Origin of the sequence: Escherichia ruysiae (genome assembly GCF_031323975.1) — a bacterium.
Taxonomy (GTDB): Bacteria; Pseudomonadota; Gammaproteobacteria; order Enterobacterales; family Enterobacteriaceae; genus Escherichia; species Escherichia ruysiae.
Genome location: NZ_JAVIWS010000001.1, coordinates 3,850,590 through 3,869,663, shown reverse-complemented (window position 1 = coordinate 3,869,663; position 19,074 = coordinate 3,850,590). Strand labels below are relative to the sequence as shown.

Annotated in this window: 15 protein-coding genes; 6 read left to right on the top strand and 9 right to left on the bottom strand. The window is 51.9% G+C overall.

Translation table 11 applies throughout. From position 1 onward, the window contains the following. Nucleotides 1-125 precede the first annotated feature (125 nt). The gene (locus tag RGV86_RS18610; protein ID WP_000982146.1) at nt 126-1,418 is read right to left on the bottom strand and encodes an APC family permease; all 1,293 of its coding nucleotides are present in this window, start codon (nt 1,416-1,418) and stop codon (nt 126-128) included. Nucleotides 1,419-1,420: 2 nt separating this feature from the next. After that, nucleotides 1,421-2,353, bottom strand: coding sequence for a glutaminase A (gene glsA, locus RGV86_RS18605; protein WP_085460466.1), 933 nt, complete (start codon nt 2,351-2,353; stop codon nt 1,421-1,423). 261 nt (nt 2,354-2,614) lie between these two features. Between glsA and copA the strand changes: the two genes are divergently transcribed. Beyond that, nucleotides 2,615-5,119 (top strand): copper-exporting P-type ATPase CopA, encoded by a 2,505-nt coding sequence (copA, locus tag RGV86_RS18600; protein ID WP_000083930.1) that lies wholly within the window; start codon nt 2,615-2,617, stop codon nt 5,117-5,119. Nucleotides 5,120-5,176: 57 nt separating this feature from the next. Here copA and RGV86_RS18595 read toward each other — a convergent pair whose 3' ends face one another. Together RGV86_RS18595 and RGV86_RS18590 are read right to left on the bottom strand one after the other, a co-directional pair. Then, the gene (locus RGV86_RS18595; protein WP_000806439.1) at nt 5,177-5,518 is read right to left on the bottom strand and encodes a HigA family addiction module antitoxin; all 342 of its coding nucleotides are present in this window, start codon (nt 5,516-5,518) and stop codon (nt 5,177-5,179) included. 35 nt (nt 5,519-5,553) lie between these two features. Further along, nucleotides 5,554-5,856 (bottom strand): type II toxin-antitoxin system RelE/ParE family toxin, encoded by a 303-nt coding sequence (locus RGV86_RS18590; RefSeq protein WP_000057518.1) that lies wholly within the window; start codon nt 5,854-5,856, stop codon nt 5,554-5,556. Nucleotides 5,857-5,988: 132 nt separating this feature from the next. Between RGV86_RS18590 and RGV86_RS18585 the strand changes: the two genes are divergently transcribed. Further along, complete coding sequence (locus RGV86_RS18585; protein WP_085460465.1) at nt 5,989-6,783, top strand: TraB/GumN family protein; 795 nt, start codon at nt 5,989-5,991, stop codon at nt 6,781-6,783. Nucleotides 6,784-6,986: 203 nt separating this feature from the next. Further along, nucleotides 6,987-7,466, top strand: a complete 480-nt coding sequence (gene ybaK / locus RGV86_RS18580) for a Cys-tRNA(Pro)/Cys-tRNA(Cys) deacylase YbaK (protein WP_000186623.1) — start codon at nt 6,987-6,989, stop codon at nt 7,464-7,466. Nucleotides 7,467-7,502: 36 nt separating this feature from the next. On the opposite strand, the gene ushA is transcribed toward ybaK, so the two are convergent. Next, nucleotides 7,503-9,155: a bifunctional UDP-sugar hydrolase/5'-nucleotidase gene (ushA, locus tag RGV86_RS18575; protein WP_000670592.1), complete on the bottom strand. Its 1,653-nt coding sequence runs from the start codon at nt 9,153-9,155 to the stop codon at nt 7,503-7,505. A 220-nt stretch (nt 9,156-9,375) separates the two neighbouring features. On the opposite strand from ushA, the gene fsr reads away from it, so the two are divergent. Together fsr and ybaL are read left to right on the top strand one after the other, a co-directional pair. Then, on the top strand, nt 9,376-10,596 hold the full coding sequence (gene fsr, locus RGV86_RS18570) for a fosmidomycin MFS transporter (protein WP_001251623.1): 1,221 nt from the start codon (nt 9,376-9,378) through the stop codon (nt 10,594-10,596). A gap of 237 nt (nt 10,597-10,833) precedes the next feature. After that, nucleotides 10,834-12,510: a YbaL family putative K(+) efflux transporter gene (gene ybaL, locus RGV86_RS18565; protein ID WP_000546195.1), complete on the top strand. Its 1,677-nt coding sequence runs from the start codon at nt 10,834-10,836 to the stop codon at nt 12,508-12,510. Nucleotides 12,511-12,627: 117 nt separating this feature from the next. On the opposite strand, the gene gsk is transcribed toward ybaL, so the two are convergent. Continuing rightward, the gene (gene gsk, locus RGV86_RS18560; RefSeq protein WP_000671589.1) at nt 12,628-13,932 is read right to left on the bottom strand and encodes an inosine/guanosine kinase; all 1,305 of its coding nucleotides are present in this window, start codon (nt 13,930-13,932) and stop codon (nt 12,628-12,630) included. A gap of 151 nt (nt 13,933-14,083) precedes the next feature. Here gsk and aes point away from each other — a divergent pair, with 151 nt between their 5' ends. Further along, nucleotides 14,084-15,043: an acetyl esterase gene (gene aes, locus RGV86_RS18555; protein ID WP_085460463.1), complete on the top strand. Its 960-nt coding sequence runs from the start codon at nt 14,084-14,086 to the stop codon at nt 15,041-15,043. Here the strand turns inward: aes and hemH are convergent. From hemH to htpG, 3 genes are all read right to left on the bottom strand, one after another. Next, nucleotides 15,040-16,002 (bottom strand): ferrochelatase, encoded by a 963-nt coding sequence (hemH, locus tag RGV86_RS18550; protein ID WP_001250121.1) that lies wholly within the window; start codon nt 16,000-16,002, stop codon nt 15,040-15,042. The two genes, aes and hemH, sit on opposite strands and share 4 nt — an antisense overlap. Before the next feature lie 227 nt (nt 16,003-16,229). Next, nucleotides 16,230-16,874 carry an adenylate kinase gene (adk, locus tag RGV86_RS18545; protein ID WP_001313630.1) on the bottom strand — a complete coding sequence of 215 codons (645 nt, stop codon included), beginning with the start codon at nt 16,872-16,874 and terminating at the stop codon, nt 16,230-16,232. Between the two features lie 258 nt (nt 16,875-17,132). Next, entirely contained in the window at nt 17,133-19,007 is a 1,875-nt protein-coding gene (htpG, locus tag RGV86_RS18540; protein WP_000678201.1) for a molecular chaperone HtpG, read from the bottom strand. Nucleotides 19,008-19,074 lie beyond the last annotated feature (67 nt).

Here is a 19,074-nt window from a genome sequence, read left to right as displayed (position 1 = left end):
GAATCACAGTTTTATCGTGTATATACCATTTTTTTGTGACTTATTTATTAAAAGTATAAGACGGAGGATTTGATTAAGAAAAAAAATAAAGGCGCAGCACAGAAAGCACTGCGCGCAGGTAGATTTTATATGGTTTTATTCCGTTTCATTACCATTGCCACAATAAGGCTTAGTAATAGTGCGCCAATAATCCACATCAGTGCGCTGCTGCCCTGGGACCATAGACTGTAAATAAAACCGATGATTACCAATAGCATGACCATCATACCGACAACGAGGATTGGCAACGAGGCGTGAATATCATGACGCAGACGGATCGCCACCACAAACACCGCAAGGTAGCAGATCAAAAAGGTGGCGCTGGCAACACTGGCCAGGGAACCTAAATTAAGCGCGGCCGTCATCAGCATGATCAACACCACTATGATGATGTTGCCCCACGTACTCTGCCGCCACAGGGATTTATTCATTAGCTTCGGCAGTTCACGCTCGCTGCCCATGTTGTCCATGATATTAAACACCGCAAACAGGTTTGCGTTGATGGCTGATGCCGTCGCCAGCAAAGCACCTATCACCACTATCACATAACCCACATGCCCAAGCAGTGGAGAAGCGGCCTGCGCTACGGCGGTATCGGCATATTTTTCTAACTCTAATGCCGAAACATCACTAAGCAGCACCAGTGCCAGGGAAATATAGAGCAGTGTGGTAACGCCTATCGCCAGCAAAAATGCTCGCGGCATAATGACCGCCGGATCTTTCACTTTATCCGCCGCGTTTGCCATCATGCCAAAGCCCGCATAAGCAAGGAAGGTAATCCCGATACAAGAGAAGAATGCGCCGGAGCTGGGGGGCGCAGAGACGGAAATATGCGCCGGTTGCAGCGACCAGACGCCCGCAATAATCAGCAACAACAGGATCATCATTTTGATGCCGACAAGGATCACTTCCAGTCGCCCTACCGCATGGTTGCTTAAGGAGTTGAACAGCGTCATCAGGGCAATGATCGCCAGCGCGTAGAGCAAAATAAGATGCTCATCCTGGCTGCCCTCATGCAAAAACTGCACAGCATAAGCACCAAAGGCACGGGCAACCATCGCGATACTCACCGCCAGCGTCATCAGGTACAGCAACGAGAGCGCCAGCGAAAAAACACCGTTGCCTAACCCCCGGCGAAAGAAGTCAATAATCCCGCCATTGCTGGGATAACTTGCACCAAGGCGCGCATAAGCATATCCGGAAAACATCGCCACAATGCCGCCAAAAGCAAAAGCGACCCAGGTCGAGGCTTCCATTAGCAACGCCGCTTGCCCCAACAGGGCAAAGATCCCCGCCCCCACCATCGCCCCGATACCTATGGAAACCACATTCCATAGTCCCAGAGGTTTGTCACCGTTATTACCTTCCGTGTTCATCATGATCAGCCCTTAAACACGTTATAGCCGAGTTGTTTAGCGACCGATGCCACCATTTTTTGTCCACGAACACTGTTGCCTTCTTCATCCAACGGTGGCGAGAACGCGGCAATCCCCATCACGCCAGGCACTACCGCCAGAATGCCGCCACCGACGCCGCTTTTGCCGGGTAAGCCAACGCGATACGCCCAGTCACCAGAGCGACCATACAGCCCTTCCATCATCATTTCGGCCAGGATGTACGGCACATTGTCAGCCTGGAGAACGCGTTTTTGGCTTAGCGGATTAACACCGCCCGCCGCCAGTGTCGCGCCAAGCGTAGCCAGCTCAACGGTATTGATAAGCGTGGAGCACTGACGGGTATACACATCACAGGCTTCCATCGCATCGCAATAGAGATATCCAGAGGAATACAGCAGCCAGGCAATCGCCCGGTTGTGGAAGTTGGTGGTCTGTTCCGACTGGTTCACTTCCTCAGAAAGCGCCACCTGCTCACCAGCAAGTTGTTGTTGGATGTGTAAAATTCTCTGCCAGCGTTGTTCAGCATTATCGGCTTTGATCAGACTGGTAGTGGCGATAGCGCCTGCATTTACCAGCGGCGACAACGGCTTGCCACCATGAAGTTCTAAGGCAATGACTGAGTTAAAAGGCAATCCGGTCGGGTCAGCGCCAATTTTGTCCTGCACCGCCTGCGGGCCGACATCTTCCAGCGCGAGGGCTAAAGTACAGACTTTCGAGATGGATTCCAGCGCAAAGCGGTAATCACTATCACCCGCGCGATAGACGTTGCCATCGCAAGTCACAATAGCTACCCCCGCCAGTTGGCTGGGGACATTCGCCAGAAAGGGAATGTAATCGGCATTTTGCCCGCCGCTAAGTGAGTGAAATTGGACATATGCCTGATCCACTGCCTGCTGTAAATTTTTTGCATCTGACATCTGTTGTTAACTCCTTTTTATAGATGCGGGAGGCTATTCCTCATCCCGATGCCAATTTTCAGGCATCCTGATTTAACTTAGCACCCGCAACTTAACCAAAGGAAAACAAAGAGATAAATGTCTAATCCTGATGCAAATTGAGCCAATCTTTTAATCTCCACCGCGTTTTCATTGCGCTACGAAATAATTTCTTGACCTTCCCCTTGCTGGAAGGTTTACCCTTTATCACAGTCAGTCAAAACTGTCTTAAAGGAGTACGTTATGTCACAAACTATCGACCTGACCCTGGACGGCCTGTCCTGCGGTCACTGCGTTAAACGCGTGAAAGAAAGTCTCGAACAGCGCCCGGACGTTGAGCAGGCAGATGTGTCAATTACTGAAGCGCACGTCACCGGTACTGCCAGCGCGGAACAGCTTATCGAAACCATCAAGCAAGCGGGTTATGACGCATCTGTAAGCCACCCAAAGGCTAAACCGCTGGCGGAGTCATCAATCCCGTCGGAAGCACTGACAGCGGTTTCTGATGAGCTTCCGGCAGCAACCGCCGATGACGACGATAGCCAGCAGTTGCTGTTGAGCGGCATGAGCTGCGCCAGTTGTGTCACCCGCGTACAAAATGCGCTGCAAAGCGTACCGGGCGTCACCCAGGCACGGGTAAACCTGGCGGAGCGCACTGCGCTGGTGATGGGCAGTGCCTCCGCACAAGATTTAGTGCAGGCGGTGGAAAAAGCGGGCTACGGCGCAGAAGCGATTGAAGATGACGCTAAACGACGTGAGCGCCAGCAGGAAACAGCCGTCGCTACCATGAAACGCTTCCGCTGGCAGGCAATTGTCGCTCTGGCGGTGGGTATCCCGGTAATGGTCTGGGGGATGATCGGCGATAACATGATGGTCACCGCCGACAACCGCAGCCTGTGGCTGGTTATTGGGCTGATAACCCTGGCGGTTATGGTTTTCGCTGGCGGACATTTTTACCGCAGTGCATGGAAAAGCCTGCTCAACGGCGCGGCGACGATGGATACGCTGGTGGCGCTGGGTACTGGCGTGGCATGGCTCTATTCAATGAGCGTTAACCTGTGGCCGCAGTGGTTCCCGATGGAAGCACGACATCTTTATTACGAAGCCAGCGCGATGATTATCGGTCTGATTAATCTCGGTCATATGCTGGAAGCGCGTGCGCGTCAGCGTTCTTCAAAGGCGCTGGAGAAATTACTCGATTTAACCCCGCCGACGGCGCGACTGGTTACTGACGAAGGTGAAAAGAGTGTGCCGCTGGCAGACGTTCAGCCAGGTATGTTGCTGCGCCTGACAACCGGTGACCGTGTGCCGGTGGATGGCGAAATCACTCAGGGCGAAGCGTGGCTGGATGAGGCGATGTTAACGGGCGAACCTATTCCACAGCAAAAAGGCGAAGGCGATAGCGTTCATGCCGGGACAGTGGTACAGGACGGTAGTGTGCTGTTTCGCGCCAGCGCAGTCGGCAGCCATACCACGCTGTCGCGGATCATTCGCATGGTGCGCCAGGCTCAGAGCAGTAAACCGGAAATCGGCCAGCTGGCGGATAAAATCTCTGCCGTGTTTGTGCCGGTGGTAGTGGTGATTGCGTTGATCAGTGCGGCAATCTGGTATTTCTTTGGACCCGCACCGCAAATTGTTTATACCCTGGTGATTGCCACCACGGTGCTGATTATCGCCTGTCCGTGTGCGCTGGGGCTGGCAACGCCGATGTCGATTATTTCCGGCGTCGGGCGCGCGGCAGAATTTGGGGTGCTGGTGCGTGACGCCGATGCGCTGCAACGTGCCAGTACGCTCGACACCGTGGTGTTCGATAAAACCGGGACGCTGACCGAAGGTAAACCACAGGTTGTCGCAGTAAAAACGTTTGCTGATATTGATGAAGCGCAGGCATTGCGTCTGGCGGCGGCACTGGAGCAAGGTTCCAGCCATCCGCTGGCGCGGGCAATCCTCGATAAAGCAGGCGATATCACGCTGCCACAGGTCAATAGCTTCCGTACATTGCGCGGACTGGGGGTAAGTGGCGAAGCGGAAGGCCATTCACTGCTGCTGGGGAATCAGGCTCTGTTAAATGACCAGCAAGTCGATACGAAAGCGATTGAAGCTGATATTTCAGCCCAGGCATCACAAGGCGCAACGCCGGTGTTACTGGCCGTTGATGGCAAAGCGGTGGCTCTGTTGGCGGTACGCGATCCATTGCGTAGCGATAGCGTGGCGGCGCTGCAACGTCTGCATAAAGCGGGATATCGTCTGGTAATGTTAACCGGCGATAACCCAACCACCGCCAATGCGATCGCCAAAGAAGCAGGGATTGATGAAGTGATTGCGGGTGTATTGCCGGATGGAAAAGCCGAAGCGATTAAACGTCTGCAAAGCGAGGGTCGCCAGGTAGCAATGGTGGGCGACGGCATTAACGACGCGCCGGCGCTGGCCCAGGCGGATGTCGGTATTGCAATGGGTGGCGGGAGTGATGTTGCCATTGAAACAGCGGCGATTACCCTGATGCGCCATAGCCTGATGGGGGTTGCAGACGCACTCGCCATCTCCCGCGCGACGCTACGCAATATGAAGCAAAACCTGCTTGGCGCGTTTATCTACAACAGTATCGGTATTCCGGTCGCCGCCGGTATTTTGTGGCCGTTCACCGGAACACTGCTTAACCCGGTGGTCGCCGGAGCGGCAATGGCGCTCTCGTCGATTACGGTGGTGAGTAACGCTAACCGATTGCTGCGGTTTAAACCGAAGGAATAAGTATGTCATTGCGGATGCGCTGCTTTAGGGTGGCGCATCCGTTATAGGGAAATGATTCTACGCGACCTTTTTTGCACGCTCTTCACGGCGTGCCAAATATTCAGCCACTGTTTCAATCCGTCCCAATTCTTCCTGGGTGCGCATGTTGTTTTCAACTTCCCAAAGATCAACTGCCGCCTGGAGGTTTAGCCAAAAATCGACTGTGGTATCAAAAACTTTCGCCAGACGAAATGCCATATCAGTGGTGAGTTTACGATTATTATTGATCAGTGCACTGACGCTATTACGATGAACATGCAGCAACTCTGCTAACTCATTGATTTTCAAATCGAGCGGTTCCAGATATTCATAGAGAAGAATATCTCCGGGTGTCGTCGGTTTTCTTGTTGCCTGTTTCATGGTTTTACCTTTCTCGTCAATACGACAGCTATGTTTTAGTAGTTGTGTGGATCTAAAAACAATTCTTCGGCCTTGCCATTAACCCATTTAAATATCAGTCGGTACTGTTTATTCACTCTAATGGAGGAGTATTCCTGCAATTTCCCCGATAACTCTTCGTACCGGTTCCCTGGTGGGGAACGTAAATCCCGATGGGAAGTGGCAGCATTAATGATGTCCAATTTTCTTGATAACGCGTTATGGATTTCAGCAGGGATCTTTCGATGTGGCGTTGAGTGGACAAAAAAATCAGCCAGCCAGGGATCACGAAAACTCCTTATGTTGATTTTTTGAGCCATTCCATTCTCATCTCCTTGTCCATTATTTAATCATTATAATGCACACAAGCACTGTGCACAAGTGCAACAATCAACTCCATTTGCGCCATCCCTCCCCGCGCGCTAGCATGATATTTCACAAAGGGAGGTCGTATGGATCTGTTGTACCGGGTAAAAACACTTTGGGCCGCGCTGCGCGGTAATCATTACACCTGGCCTGCCATCGATATCTCCCTCCCCGGCAATCGCCATTTTCATCTGATTGGCAGTATTCATATGGGTAGCCACGATATGGCTCCTCTACCCACCCGTTTGCTTAAAAAGCTCAAACAAGCCGATGCGCTGATTGTCGAGGCAGATGTTTCCACCAGCGATACGCCTTTTGCTAATTTGCCTGCCTGCGAGGCGCTGGAAGAGCGCATCAGCGAAGAACAATTACAAAATCTGCAGCACATCAGCCAGGAAATGGGCATTTCTCCGTCGCTCTTTTCTACCCAACCACTGTGGCAAATCGCGATGGTTCTCCAGGCGACGCAGGCGCAAAAACTGGGGCTGCGGGCAGAATATGGTATCGATTACCAGCTATTGCAGGCGGCGAAACAACAACATAAGCCCGTGATTGAACTGGAAGGGGCAGAAAATCAGATTGCCATGTTGCTCCAGCTCCCCGACAAAGGACTGGCGCTGCTGGACGATACGCTGACCCACTGGCATACCAACGCACGGCTACTACAACAAATGATGAGCTGGTGGCTGAATGCGCCGCCACAAAATAATGAAATAACGCTGCCCAATACGTTCAGCCAGTCGCTGTACGACGTGTTGATGCATCAGCGAAATCTTGCCTGGCGGGATAAATTACGGGCCATGCCACCGGGGCGCTATGTGGTCGCGGTCGGTGCGTTACATCTGTATGGAGAAGGGAATTTGCCACAAATGTTGCGCTAAAAAAATGGCCAATATCGCTATTGGCCCGTCAAAGAGGAATTTCATATTTTTATTATTATGCCGTCACTTTAAGCGACGGTGTAACTCGATTGTCGCTCAATCTCACCATCCTGCCAATACTATTAGGCAAGATGACTCTTTTTTTTGAGCCGCCATCAGGCGTATGCTTTCTCCGTTTTTTTGTTTAAGGCAGGAAAATTACGATGACACCCGCAGTTAAATTACTCGAAAAAAACAAAATTTCATTCCAGATTCATACCTACGATCACGATCCGGCTGAAACCAACTTTGGCGATGAAGTGGTCAAAAAATTAGGCTTGAATGCAGATCAGGTCTACAAAACGCTGCTGGTCGCAGTGAACGGCGATATGAAACATCTGGCGGTGGCCGTTACGCCGGTCGCCGGTCAACTGGATCTTAAAAAGGTGGCAAAGGCGCTGGGTGCCAAAAAGGTAGAGATGGCCGATCCGATGGTGGCACAGCGTTCGACGGGATATTTAGTTGGGGGAATTAGCCCACTAGGACAGAAAAAACGTCTGCCGACGATTATTGATGCCCCCGCGCAAGAATTTGCCACTATTTATGTTTCCGGTGGCAAGCGCGGACTGGATATTGAACTTGCGGCAGGCGATCTGGCGAAGATCCTCGATGCGAAATTTGCCGATATCGCCCGCCGGGATTAAGCATTGTGCCGGATGCAAACATCCGGCACTTTCAGATTACTGCCAGCTCACCTCACCTTTCGGCTCATACGCGCTCGCATCCAGCGGCGAGTTTTTCTGGATATAGCCTTTCAGCACTTCAGCATCTATAAAGCCGGTATTGACATAGCCCGGTTTGTTATCAAGGCGCGGATAACCATCACCGCCGGTGGCATTGAAGTTTAACGTCGCCATGCGGTAAGTTTTTGCCGGATCGACCGGTTCGCCTTTGATTTTCAGGTCGTTAAGTTTGCCATCTTTCGCCACAAAGCTGACGTTGGCAAATTGCGGATAGGCACCGGAATCCGGCTTCATTTGTGCAACGGCGGTCAGGTAATCAATCACTTCCTTACCGCTCATGTCGGCATACACCACCACATTGCCGAACGGCTGCACTTTCAGCACGTTTTTATAACTGATGTTACCCGCGTCGATGGAGTCACGAATTCCGCCTCCGCTCATCACCGCAAAGTCGGCTCCGGTGCGATCCATTTGTGCTGCCAGAATCAACCGTCCCATATTGGTCTGTACGAAACGAACTTTGCTGCGGTCGCCTTCAAGACGGTCACTAACCTCACCAATTTTCACTTCCAGCTGTGCTTTGCCTTTGTTCTGGAACGGTGATAACAGCGAGATCATTTGCTGGTTTTCGGCGATTTCCGGAGTGTACAGCACGCGTTCGCTTTTTCCGTCTTCCCAGGTCACTTTTTTCTTCAGGTTCACCGGAATCAACTGGTAATTGACCATTTTCATTTCGCCATTGCGAAACTCAAAATCGGCTCGTCCCACATACTTGCCCCACTCATGCGCCTGGACAATCCAGATGCCGTTTTGTTGATCCGGCTTGCAAGGTGTACCCGGCACATAATCGACCTGTTTTTTATTTTCTGCTGCCATGCAGACCGGATCTTGCGAGTGACCGCCGACAATCATCGCCAACGATCCGGCAGGCAGGCTGCGCGCCATCTCTACATCGCCCGGTGCGTTTGAACCGTGTTCACCATTGTCGTAATGCCCCATATGCGTGGCTGCAATAATAATGTCCGGCTTTTCTGTCTGTTGCAGTTCCTGAATCACCAGCTTCGCTTCGTCGGCAGGTTTACGAAATTCAATGTCGGTGAAATATTCCGGGTTACCAATTTTCGCCGTGTCATCGGTCGTCAGACCAATTACCGCGATTTTCAGATCCTGACGCTTAAACAACGCCCAGGGTTTAAACAAACGCTCGCCGGTACTTTTTTGATAGATATTGGCGGAGAGCAACGGGAACTTTGCCCATTTTTCCTGCTGACGTAATACGGTGAGCGGGTTATCAAATTCATGATTACCGATTGCCATCGCGTCATAACCCACCAGATTCATGCCGCGAAAATCCGGTTCGGCGTCCTGTAAATCAGACTCTGGAACACCAGTGTTAATGTCACCTCCAGAAAGTAACAGCACGCTACCGCCTTCAGCCGCGACTTCTTTGCGGATACCATCCACCAGCGTTTTTTGCGCCGCCAGACCATATTCGCCATATTCATTACGCCAGAAATGACCGTGGTGGTCGTTGGTATGAAGTACCGTAATTTTGTAGGTTTTATCCTGCTCATAAGCCTGGGCGGTTTCACTCGCCAGTGTAAATGCGGCTAATAGTGCTAATGCCACACCCCGCTGCAAAAACTTCATATTTCTCTCTCCCTGACCAGATATCAACGTGTTGAAAATTAGTATGACGCGACATAATAGACAAGTCTGTGTTCGGTGATGGTAAATCTACATACAAAAATGGAAATTCTGTATTAAGCATTGAGACTTCCTTCAGACAGCGCATACAGGTATGTTAGTCGGGTAATAATCACAAATAAGATCATTCTTTACATCGCAACTCTGAAAAAGTGACTTTCCTATGGCAATGAGTGAACAAACCCAGCCTGCGGCGGGCGCGGCTGCATCGACCACTAAGGCTCGTACATCATTTGGTATTTTAGGCGCAATCAGCCTTTCGCATCTGCTGAACGACATGATCCAATCGCTAATTCTGGCGATTTATCCGCTGCTTCAGTCAGAGTTTTCCCTGACGTTTATGCAGATTGGGATGATTACCCTCACCTTTCAGCTCGCCTCTTCGCTGTTGCAACCGGTAGTCGGTTACTGGACAGATAAATACCCAATGCCGTGGTCATTACCGATTGGCATGTGCTTTACCATGAGCGGCCTGATACTGCTGGCGCTGGCGGGTAGTTTTGGCACGGTTCTGCTGGCGGCGGCGCTGGTCGGTACGGGTTCGTCGGTCTTTCACCCGGAATCTTCCCGCGTGGCGCGTATGGCGTCTGGTGGACGTCATGGCCTGGCGCAATCTATCTTCCAGGTAGGCGGTAACTTTGGTAGTTCGTTGGGGCCATTGCTGGCGGCGGTGATCATCGCCCCTTACGGCAAAGGCAACGTTGCATGGTTTGTGCTGGCGGCGTTGCTGGCTATCGTGGTACTGGCGCAAATCAGCCGTTGGTACTCTGCACAGCATCGGATGAGTAAAGGCAAACCGAAAGCAATAATAATCAATCCACTGCCGCGTAATAAGGTCGTGCTGGCTGTTTGTGTGCTGTTAGTGCTGATTTTCTCGAAATATTTCTATATGGCGAGCATCAGCAGCTATTACACCTTTTATCTGATGCAAAAATTCGGATTATCTATCCAGAATGCCCAGCTTCATCTGTTTGCCTTCCTGTTTGCCGTCGCGGCGGGTACGGTGATTGGCGGGCCTGTAGGCGATAAAATCGGTCGAAAATATGTGATTTGGGGCTCTATCCTCGGCGTTGCGCCATTTACCTTGATTTTACCCTACGCCAGCCTGTACTGGACGGGGGTTTTAACGGTGATTATTGGATTTATCCTCGCCTCGGCGTTTTCCGCCATTCTGGTCTACGCTCAGGAGCTACTTCCGGGACGTATCGGCATGGTTTCTGGACTGTTTTTCGGTTTTGCTTTCGGTATGGGGGGGCTGGGCGCTGCGGTTCTGGGGCTTATCGCCGATCATACCAGTATCGAGTTAGTTTATAAAATCTGTGCTTTCCTTCCACTTCTTGGTATGTTGACCATATTCCTGCCTGATAACCGGCATAAATCCTGATTTCCATGCAGCCAAAGGTAAACTTTGGCTGCTTCATTTTGCAGTAGCCATAAGCCTTTCCTCTTCATACACCTTATCACTTTTCCGATCCGTGCCTTTTTTGCGGTTAATTCCATTTTTCTGCAAAATTCAACAATTATTCATAAACATCAACCATGAAATTGTCATAAACTATTACCTGTAATTTTGGTTTTCCCAGCCAAAAATGGACAACAACCACCAGGAACAGGAGACGGAATGCATCACGCCACCCCGCTTATCACCACCATTGTTGGCGGCCTTGTGCTCGCTTTTATCCTCGGCATGATTGCTAATAAACTGCGTATTTCTCCTCTGGTGGGATATCTGTTAGCGGGCGTGCTGGCAGGGCCATTCACTCCAGGGTTTGTTGCCGATACCAAGCTTGCGCCGGAACTGGCGGAGCTGGGCGTTATTTTGCTGATGTTCGGCGTCGGTTTGCATTTTTCGCTCAAGGATTTGATGGCGGTAAAGTCCATTGCCATTCCCGGCGCGATCGCCCAGATAGCCGTGGCGACGCTGCTGGGTATGGCGCTCTCTGCCGTGCTGGGCTGGTCGTTAATGACCGGTATCGTGTTCGGTTTATGTCTTTCCACCGCCAGTACCGTGGTGTTACTGCGCGCACTTGAAGAACGGCAATTAATAGACAGCCAGCGCGGGCAAATCGCCATCGGCTGGTTGATTGTGGAAGATTTGGTGATGGTTCTGACGCTGGTGTTGCTGCCCGCAGTGGCAGGGATGCTGGAACAGGGCGATGTGGGCTTCGCGACGCTGGCGGTTGATATGGGGATCACCATCGGCAAGGTGGTAGCATTTATCGCCATAATGATGTTAGTGGGTCGCCGTCTGGTGCCGTGGATTATGGCACGCAGCGCGGCAACCGGTTCGCGTGAACTGTTTACCCTGTCGGTGCTGGCACTGGCGTTAGGCATTGCTTTTGGTGCGGTAGAACTGTTTGACGTCTCCTTTGCGCTCGGTGCATTCTTCGCCGGGATGGTGCTGAATGAATCCGAACTTAGCCACCGCGCCGCACACGATACGCTGCCATTGCGCGACGCCTTTGCGGTGCTGTTTTTTGTCTCCGTCGGGATGTTATTTGATCCGTTAATTCTGATTCAGCAACCGCTGGCAGTGCTGGCAACGCTGGCAATTATTCTGTTTGGTAAATCTGTCGCGGCACTGTTCCTCGTTCGGTTGTTTGGTCACTCCCAGCGCACGGCGTTAACCATCGCCGCCAGCCTCGCGCAGATTGGTGAGTTCGCGTTTATCCTGGCGGGACTGGGAATGGCATTAAATTTACTGCCGCAGGCCGGACAAAACCTGGTACTGGCAGGCGCGATCCTGTCGATTATGCTCAACCCGGTGCTGTTCGCGCTGCTGGAGAAATATCTGGCAAAAACCGAAACGCTGGAAGAACAGACGCTGGAAGAAGCTATCGAAGAAGAGAAGCAGATCCCGGTGGATATTTGCAACCATGCGCTACTGGTGGGCTACGGTCGTGTAGGCAGTCTGCTGGGGGAGAAATTACTCGCCTCTGATATTCCGTTAGTGGTGATTGAAACATCACGAACCCGCGTCGATGAACTGCGTGAGCGCGGCGTTCGCGCGGTACTGGGCAACGCGGCGAATGAAGAGATCATGCAACTGGCGCATCTGGAGTGCGCGAAATGGCTGATTCTGACCATTCCTAACGGTTACGAAGCTGGCGAGATTGTGGCCTCTGCTCGCGCCAAAAACCCGGATATTGAGATTATCGCCCGCGCCCATTATGACGATGAGGTGGCGTATATCACCGAACGTGGCGCGAATCAGGTAGTGATGGGTGAACGTGAAATCGCCCGTACTATGCTGGAACTGCTGGAAACGCCACCGGCGGGTGAAGTGGTGACGGGGTAATACATTGACGCCATTGCCGGATGCGATGCTGCCGCATCTTATCCGGCCCACAGGTGCCATCTTCCGTAGGTCGGATAAGGCGTTTACGCCGCATCCGACTGTCATTGGTTCAATGGCTTAACGATCCCAGTAAGACTCTTCCAGGCTGTCTTCTCGCTCCGGCAGACCGCGCGTTAAACGTGGTGAATGCTGGTTCAGTACCTGATAGCTCACACGGTTAGCATATTTACACACCTGCGCTAACGACGAATAAGTCAGCCAGGTGAATTTATGCTTGCTGGAATTTGGCACGTTAGTGCGGTGATAGCTATTGGCGGTAATGTCATGCAACAGCGCCGCCAGCGCCCCATCACCGGCACCGTTAGTGTTCATGATTTTTTCTGGCCCGCCCATATACGGCGCAATGTGCGAATAGACGCGCAGCGGATTCTGGCAATCTTTGTGGCGCATGGCGCGGCTAAACTCATACTGGTTAAATTCCGCGATAGCGCCCGGCAACAGCGGATGCTGGGTTTTGCGTTTCGCTTCGTCTTCCGTAAAGCCCGCCATATACAAGCCGATTGGCCCGGCGGTGCACAGCACCAGATCAACCCAGTCCAGCGCCTTATCAGATGCCAGCAGCGGATCGCTCTCTCCGGTCAACGCTTCAGCTTCTTCTTCGTTCATCGCAAGGATGGAGACGTGTTCTTTGAGGAATTGCTGCCACCATTGTGGATTCTCGGCGATGACAAATTTAGTGCCCAGCGTCAGCACCACCGGTACGTTATATTTCTTCGCATACTCAATGGCTTTCATGGTCGCTTCCGGCATCGGTTCACCCGGCTTGCAACGCACCAGATAGGACGTTAATACCAGCGCCGACGCTCCGGCGATAACATCTTCCGGAATGCTTTCTGCCCGTAACTGGTTCATATGACCTGGACTGATAGCAAAGGTACGTTCGCCAGACTCACCAATCAGCGTAAAGCAACGACCAATCGGGCCATCCACACCCTGCAGATAGTTAAGATCGGTACGGCTGGATGTATTGCACAAGTAACGATAGGCATAGCTGCCAATTTCAATATTGCTGCACATCACGCCCAGCAGCACCGAACGGTCGTCCGCGAGCACCGAGTAGTTGTGCATGGTATTGCCAATAGTGCCACCTGCAAACTGATGAGTAATCAGGTTTTTCTGTTTCAGCTCCTGATAAAGTGCTTCAGCAACATCATCTTCAATGACCAGTGAATGCCCGGCGCTTAATCCATAACGTTCAATAAAATCGTCTTCCACTTTCGCTTCAATATCCACCAGCGTCTGGTCGATACCGACCACCCAGGCTGCGCTGGTTTCGTTTTCTGGTTGGATTTGCTGCAACAGCGGATCGCGTGCATTTACGGGGAAGTAATGTTTGGATTTACGTTTGCCGGGAAATTTCATGGTTGTTTTTACGGGTGGTTAACTGAGCGGCGAATGTTAACACAATCATGCCTGAACGCGCGAGACGCAGGCAGTTTCAATATCAGCCGACGGGATCGCATTTTCATGGGAGATGTTCCTTACAATGACGCAATTTGAAAGGAGTTTTTGCATGAAGCCGGAAAACAAACTACCCGTGCTGGAGCTAATCTCTGCCGAAATGAAGGCGGTTGTTAATACTCTTCAGCCCGATTTACCGCCCTGGCCCGCAACGGGAACGATTGCCGAACAACGCCAGCATTACACGCTTGAGCGCCGATTCTGGAACGCTGGCGCTCCAGAAATGGAAACCAGAGCTTACGCGGTTCCGACAAAATATGGTCAGGTAGAAGCACGGCAATTTTGTCCGAACCCGGATAGTCCGGCGACGCTGTTTTATCTACATGGCGGCGGTTTTATTCTCGGCAATCTCGATACCCACGATCGCATTATGCGTCTGCTGGCAAAGTACACCCAGTGTACGGTGATTGGCATTGATTACACCCTTTCGCCAGAAGCGCGTTTTCCGCAAGCGATAGAGGAAATCGTGGCGTCTTGTTGTCACTTCCACCAGCAGGCGGGCGATTATCAGATCAATATGTCACGCATTGGTTTTGCCGGTGATTCCGCTGGCGCCATGCTGGCGCTCGCCAGTGCTTTATGGTTGCGTAATAAGCAGATCGATTGCGGCAAAGTTGTGGGCGTTTTGCTGTGGTATGGGCTTTACGGATTACGTGATTCCGTGACTCGTCGTCTGTTGGGGGGTGACTGGGATGGCTTAACGCAACAAGATTTGCAGATGTATGAAGAGGCATATTTAAACAACGAAGCAGACCGCGAGTCGCCGTATTACTGCCTGTTTAATAACGATCTCACTCGCGATGTGCCCCCCTGCTATATCGCCGGCGCAGAGTTCGATCCGCTGCTGGATGACAGTCGCTTGCTTTACCAGACGTTAGCGGCGCATCAGCAGCCCTGTGAGTTCAGACTCTACCCAGGCACGCTGCACGCCTTTTTGCATTATTCACGGATGATGAAAACCGCCGACGATGCTCTTCGCGACGGCGCTCAATTCTTTACCGCTCAGCTTTAGCGATACGCGGCAACAAGATTAGCCATCATTTCGATATGTTCCGGTGTGGCATTAAGCGCCGGAATATATTCATATTTTTTTCCGCCTGCACCGAGGAAGACTTCACGGTTTTGCTCGGCAATCTCTTCCAGTGTTTCCAGACAATCCGCAGCAAAACCCGGACACATCACCTGAATATGGCCGACACCTTTTTCTCCCAGCATTTTCAGCGTTTCGTCGGTATAAGGCATCAACCAGGGTTCCCGACCAAAGCGCGACTGGAAGGTCATCATCACTTTTTCCGGTGCCATTCCCAGCGCAGACGCCAGTTCACGAGTCGTTGTGCGACAACGTTGCGGATAATCATCGCCTTCATCCGCATAACGTTGCGGAATGCCATGATAAGAAAGCAACAGCAGATCCGGTTCGCCATGTTTAGCGAAAGAGGCGCGAACGCTATTCGCCAGCGCATTAATGTAATCGTGGTTATCGGCGTAATCACGTATAAACGATATCCCCGGAATGCTACGTTTGCGCGCCAGAATGCGAGCCAGTTCATCCCACACCGCACCGACCGTTGAACAGGAGTATTGCGGGTAGAGCGGCAGTACCACGATATGATCAACATGTTCAGCCAGTAGTTCATCTACGGCGCTTTCCAGCGATGGCGTGCCGTAGCTCATTCCCAGCGCCACGGGCGTCTCCGGTAAACGTTGTGCCAGCGCCTGTTGTTGCTGGCGGCTGTAAACCATCAGCGGCGAGCCACCTTCCATCCAGACAGAGGCATACAGCTTCGCCACACGCGGCGAGCGCAGCGGCAAAATCACGCCGCGCAGCAATGGCCACCACAACAGCCGTGAAGTATCGACTACGCGTCTGTCGCTTAAAAATTGTTTCAGGTAGCGTTTTACCGCTTCAGGTGTGGGGGCATCGGGTGTGCCCAGGTTTGCCAGCAGGATACCGGTTTTTGTCTGACGCATTACCGCCTCTTATCGATTCAACTTGTTGATAATTGTAGCGGAAAAGTGAGGAAGAAGAACTAATTGCTGTGAGAGGTCAAATCAGAAAAAGGAATAACGCAGATTGAGGTTTTTGTAAAAGGCCGAATGAAAATCCGGCCTGAGATTGCTGATAAGTTTGCTTGTGCGGGCCTGTTCCCCTCACCCTCTCCCCGAGGGCAAGGGGACTATCCGTGCGCGCTTTCGAATTAACCGAGGATTTTTTCCAGAGCCGCGCGAACTTCAGCAACCGGTTTGGTGCCGTCGACTTTTGCGTATTTGGTGTTGCCCGCTTCCGCTTCTTTAGAGTAGTAGCCAATCAGCGGCGCAGTCATCTGATGGTATTCAACCAGACGTTTACGCACGGTTTCTTCCTGATCGTCTTTACGGGTAGTCAGTTCTTCACCGGTAACGTCGTCTTTGCCTTCTACTTTCGGCGGATTGAATTTAACGTGATAAACACGACCAGACGGCGCATGAACGCGGCGACCGACAATACGGTCAACGATCAGTTCGTCCGGTACGTCGAATTCCAGAACGTAATCAACATTGATGCCCGCTTCTTTCATCGCGTCTGCCTGCGGAATGGTACGCGGGAAGCCGTCCAACAGGAAACCATTACGGCAGTCTTCCTGAGCAATGCGCTCTTTAACCAGCGCGATCACCAGTTCGTCGGTGACCAGTTTGCCAGCATCCATAATGTCTTTTGCTTGTTTACCCAGCTCGGAGCCAGATTTGACCGCAGCACGCAGCATATCGCCAGTGGAGATTTGCGGAATACCATATTTCTCCATGATGAACTGAGCCTGAGTCCCTTTCCCCGCGCCCGGAGCGCCAAGCAGAATGATACGCATTGCGAAAATCCCCTTAAAATGTGTCGAATTTTTTGAAAAAGCGATAAACGATACCACCAACAGGCAATTGCCTCAAGAAAGGCACATGGGGCTGAAACGGTTAAGGAGAGAAAGTTTGGGGGAAAGTGCGGTTGATGCCCCTCACCCCGGCCCTCTCCCCAAAAGGGCGAGGGTGAAAACCAGCGCAGTTCTTTAATATCTGCACGATCGATCCCCTCTCCCCTTTGAGGAGAGGGTTAGGGTAAGGGGGTAAAAGGCTTACGACACCAGCAGCTGGTTCATACGACGAATAAACAGGTTCGGATCTTCCAGCGTACCGCGTTCTGCCAGCAGCGCCTGATCCAGCAGCAGTTCTACCCACTCGCTGAACTTGGCTTCATCTTCAGTATCTGCCGCACGTTTCACCAGTACGTGATCCGGGTTCAGTTCGAAGATATATTTCACTTCTGGCACTTTCTGGCCCGCCGCAGCGAACAGTTTCGCCATCTGAGTGCTCATTTCGTCCGCGTCGGTCGAAACGATCGCTGGCGTATCGGTCAGACGGTGAGTCAGACGGACATCTTTCACGCGCTCGCCGAGCAGAGCTTTCACACGGTCAATGAACGGAGTCAGTGCTTTCTCCGCTTCTTTCGCGCTCTCATCAACTTCGTCAGCCAGTTTTTCCAGCGACTCGTCAACTTTAGACACCGACTGGAACGGTTTACCGTCGAACTCAGTCAGATAGTTCATCATCCACTCATCGATGCGGTCGGAAAGCAGCAGAACTTCGATGCCTTTCTTACGCAGCAGTTCCAGGTGCGGGCTGCTCTTCGCTGCCGCATAGCTGTCTGCGGTGATGTAGTAGATTTTCTCCTGCCCTTCTTTCATGCGGGAAACATAGTCTTCCAGAGACACGGTCTGCGCAGAAGAGTCGGTATGGGTAGAAGCAAAACGCAGCAGTTTGGCGATCGCTTCCTGGTTAGCGAAATCTTCCGCCGGACCTTCTTTCAGTACCAGACCAAACTGTTGCCAGAAGGTCTGGTATTTTTCCGCGTCGTCTTTCGCCAGTTTTTCCAGCATTTGCAGCACACGCTTGGTCAGCGCATTGCGCAGGTTACGCGTTACCGTGCTGTCCTGGAGGATTTCACGGGAAACGTTCAGCGGCAGATCGCTGGAGTCAATCAGACCACGCACGAAGCGCAGATAGTTCGGCATGAACTGTTCTGCGTCGTCCATGATGAACACACGCTGAACATACAGTTTCAGGCCGTGTTTATGATCGCGGTTCCACATATCCCACGGAGCCTGGGACGGGATGTACAGCAGGCTGGTGTACTCCTGCTTACCTTCAACGCGGTTGTGGCTCCAGGTCAGCGGATCGTTAAAGTCGTGGGCGATGTGTTTGTAGAACTCTTTGTACTCTTCATCGGTGATTTCCGACTTGTTACGCGTCCACAGCGCCTGCGCTTTGTTGATTTTCTCCCAGGAAATAACGGTTTCGCCGTCTTTCTCTTCGCGTTTTTCGATCTCTACCGGCAGCGCGATATGGTCGGAGTATTTGCTGATGATGGAGCGAACGCGCCAGTCATCGAGGAATTCATCTTCGCCTTCACGCAGATGCAGGGTGATTTCAGTACCGCGATCTTCTTTGGTGATGTCGGCAACGGTGTATTCACCTTCGCCAGCCGATTCCCAGAACACGCCGTTTTCTGGTTTTTCGCCTGCCGCGCGAGTACGCACGGTCACTTTATCGGCCACGATAAATGCGGAGTAGAAACCAACACCAAACTGACCGATCAGCTGGCTGTCTTTCGCCTGATCAGATCCCAGAGATTCGAGGAACGATTTGGTGCCGGATTTAGCGATAGTCCCCAGGTGGTCGATCACTTCGTCGCGGGTCATCCCCACGCCGTTGTCGGAAATAGTCAGCGTGCGCTTGTCTTTATCGAAAGAGACACGAACGCGCAGTTCGCCATCACCTTCGTACAGATCCGGATTAGAGAGCGCGCGGAAACGCAGCTTGTCCGCCGCATCGGAGGCGTTAGAGATAAGCTCACGCAGGAAGATTTCTTTATTGGAATAGAGAGAATGGATCATCAGATGCAGAAGCTGCTTCACTTCTGACTGAAAACCACGAGTTTCTTGTCCTTTCATGTAGGTCTACCTCAATGATGCCATTTTAAGGTTAAAAACAGGATGAGGGAGAGATGGGGACAAGGGG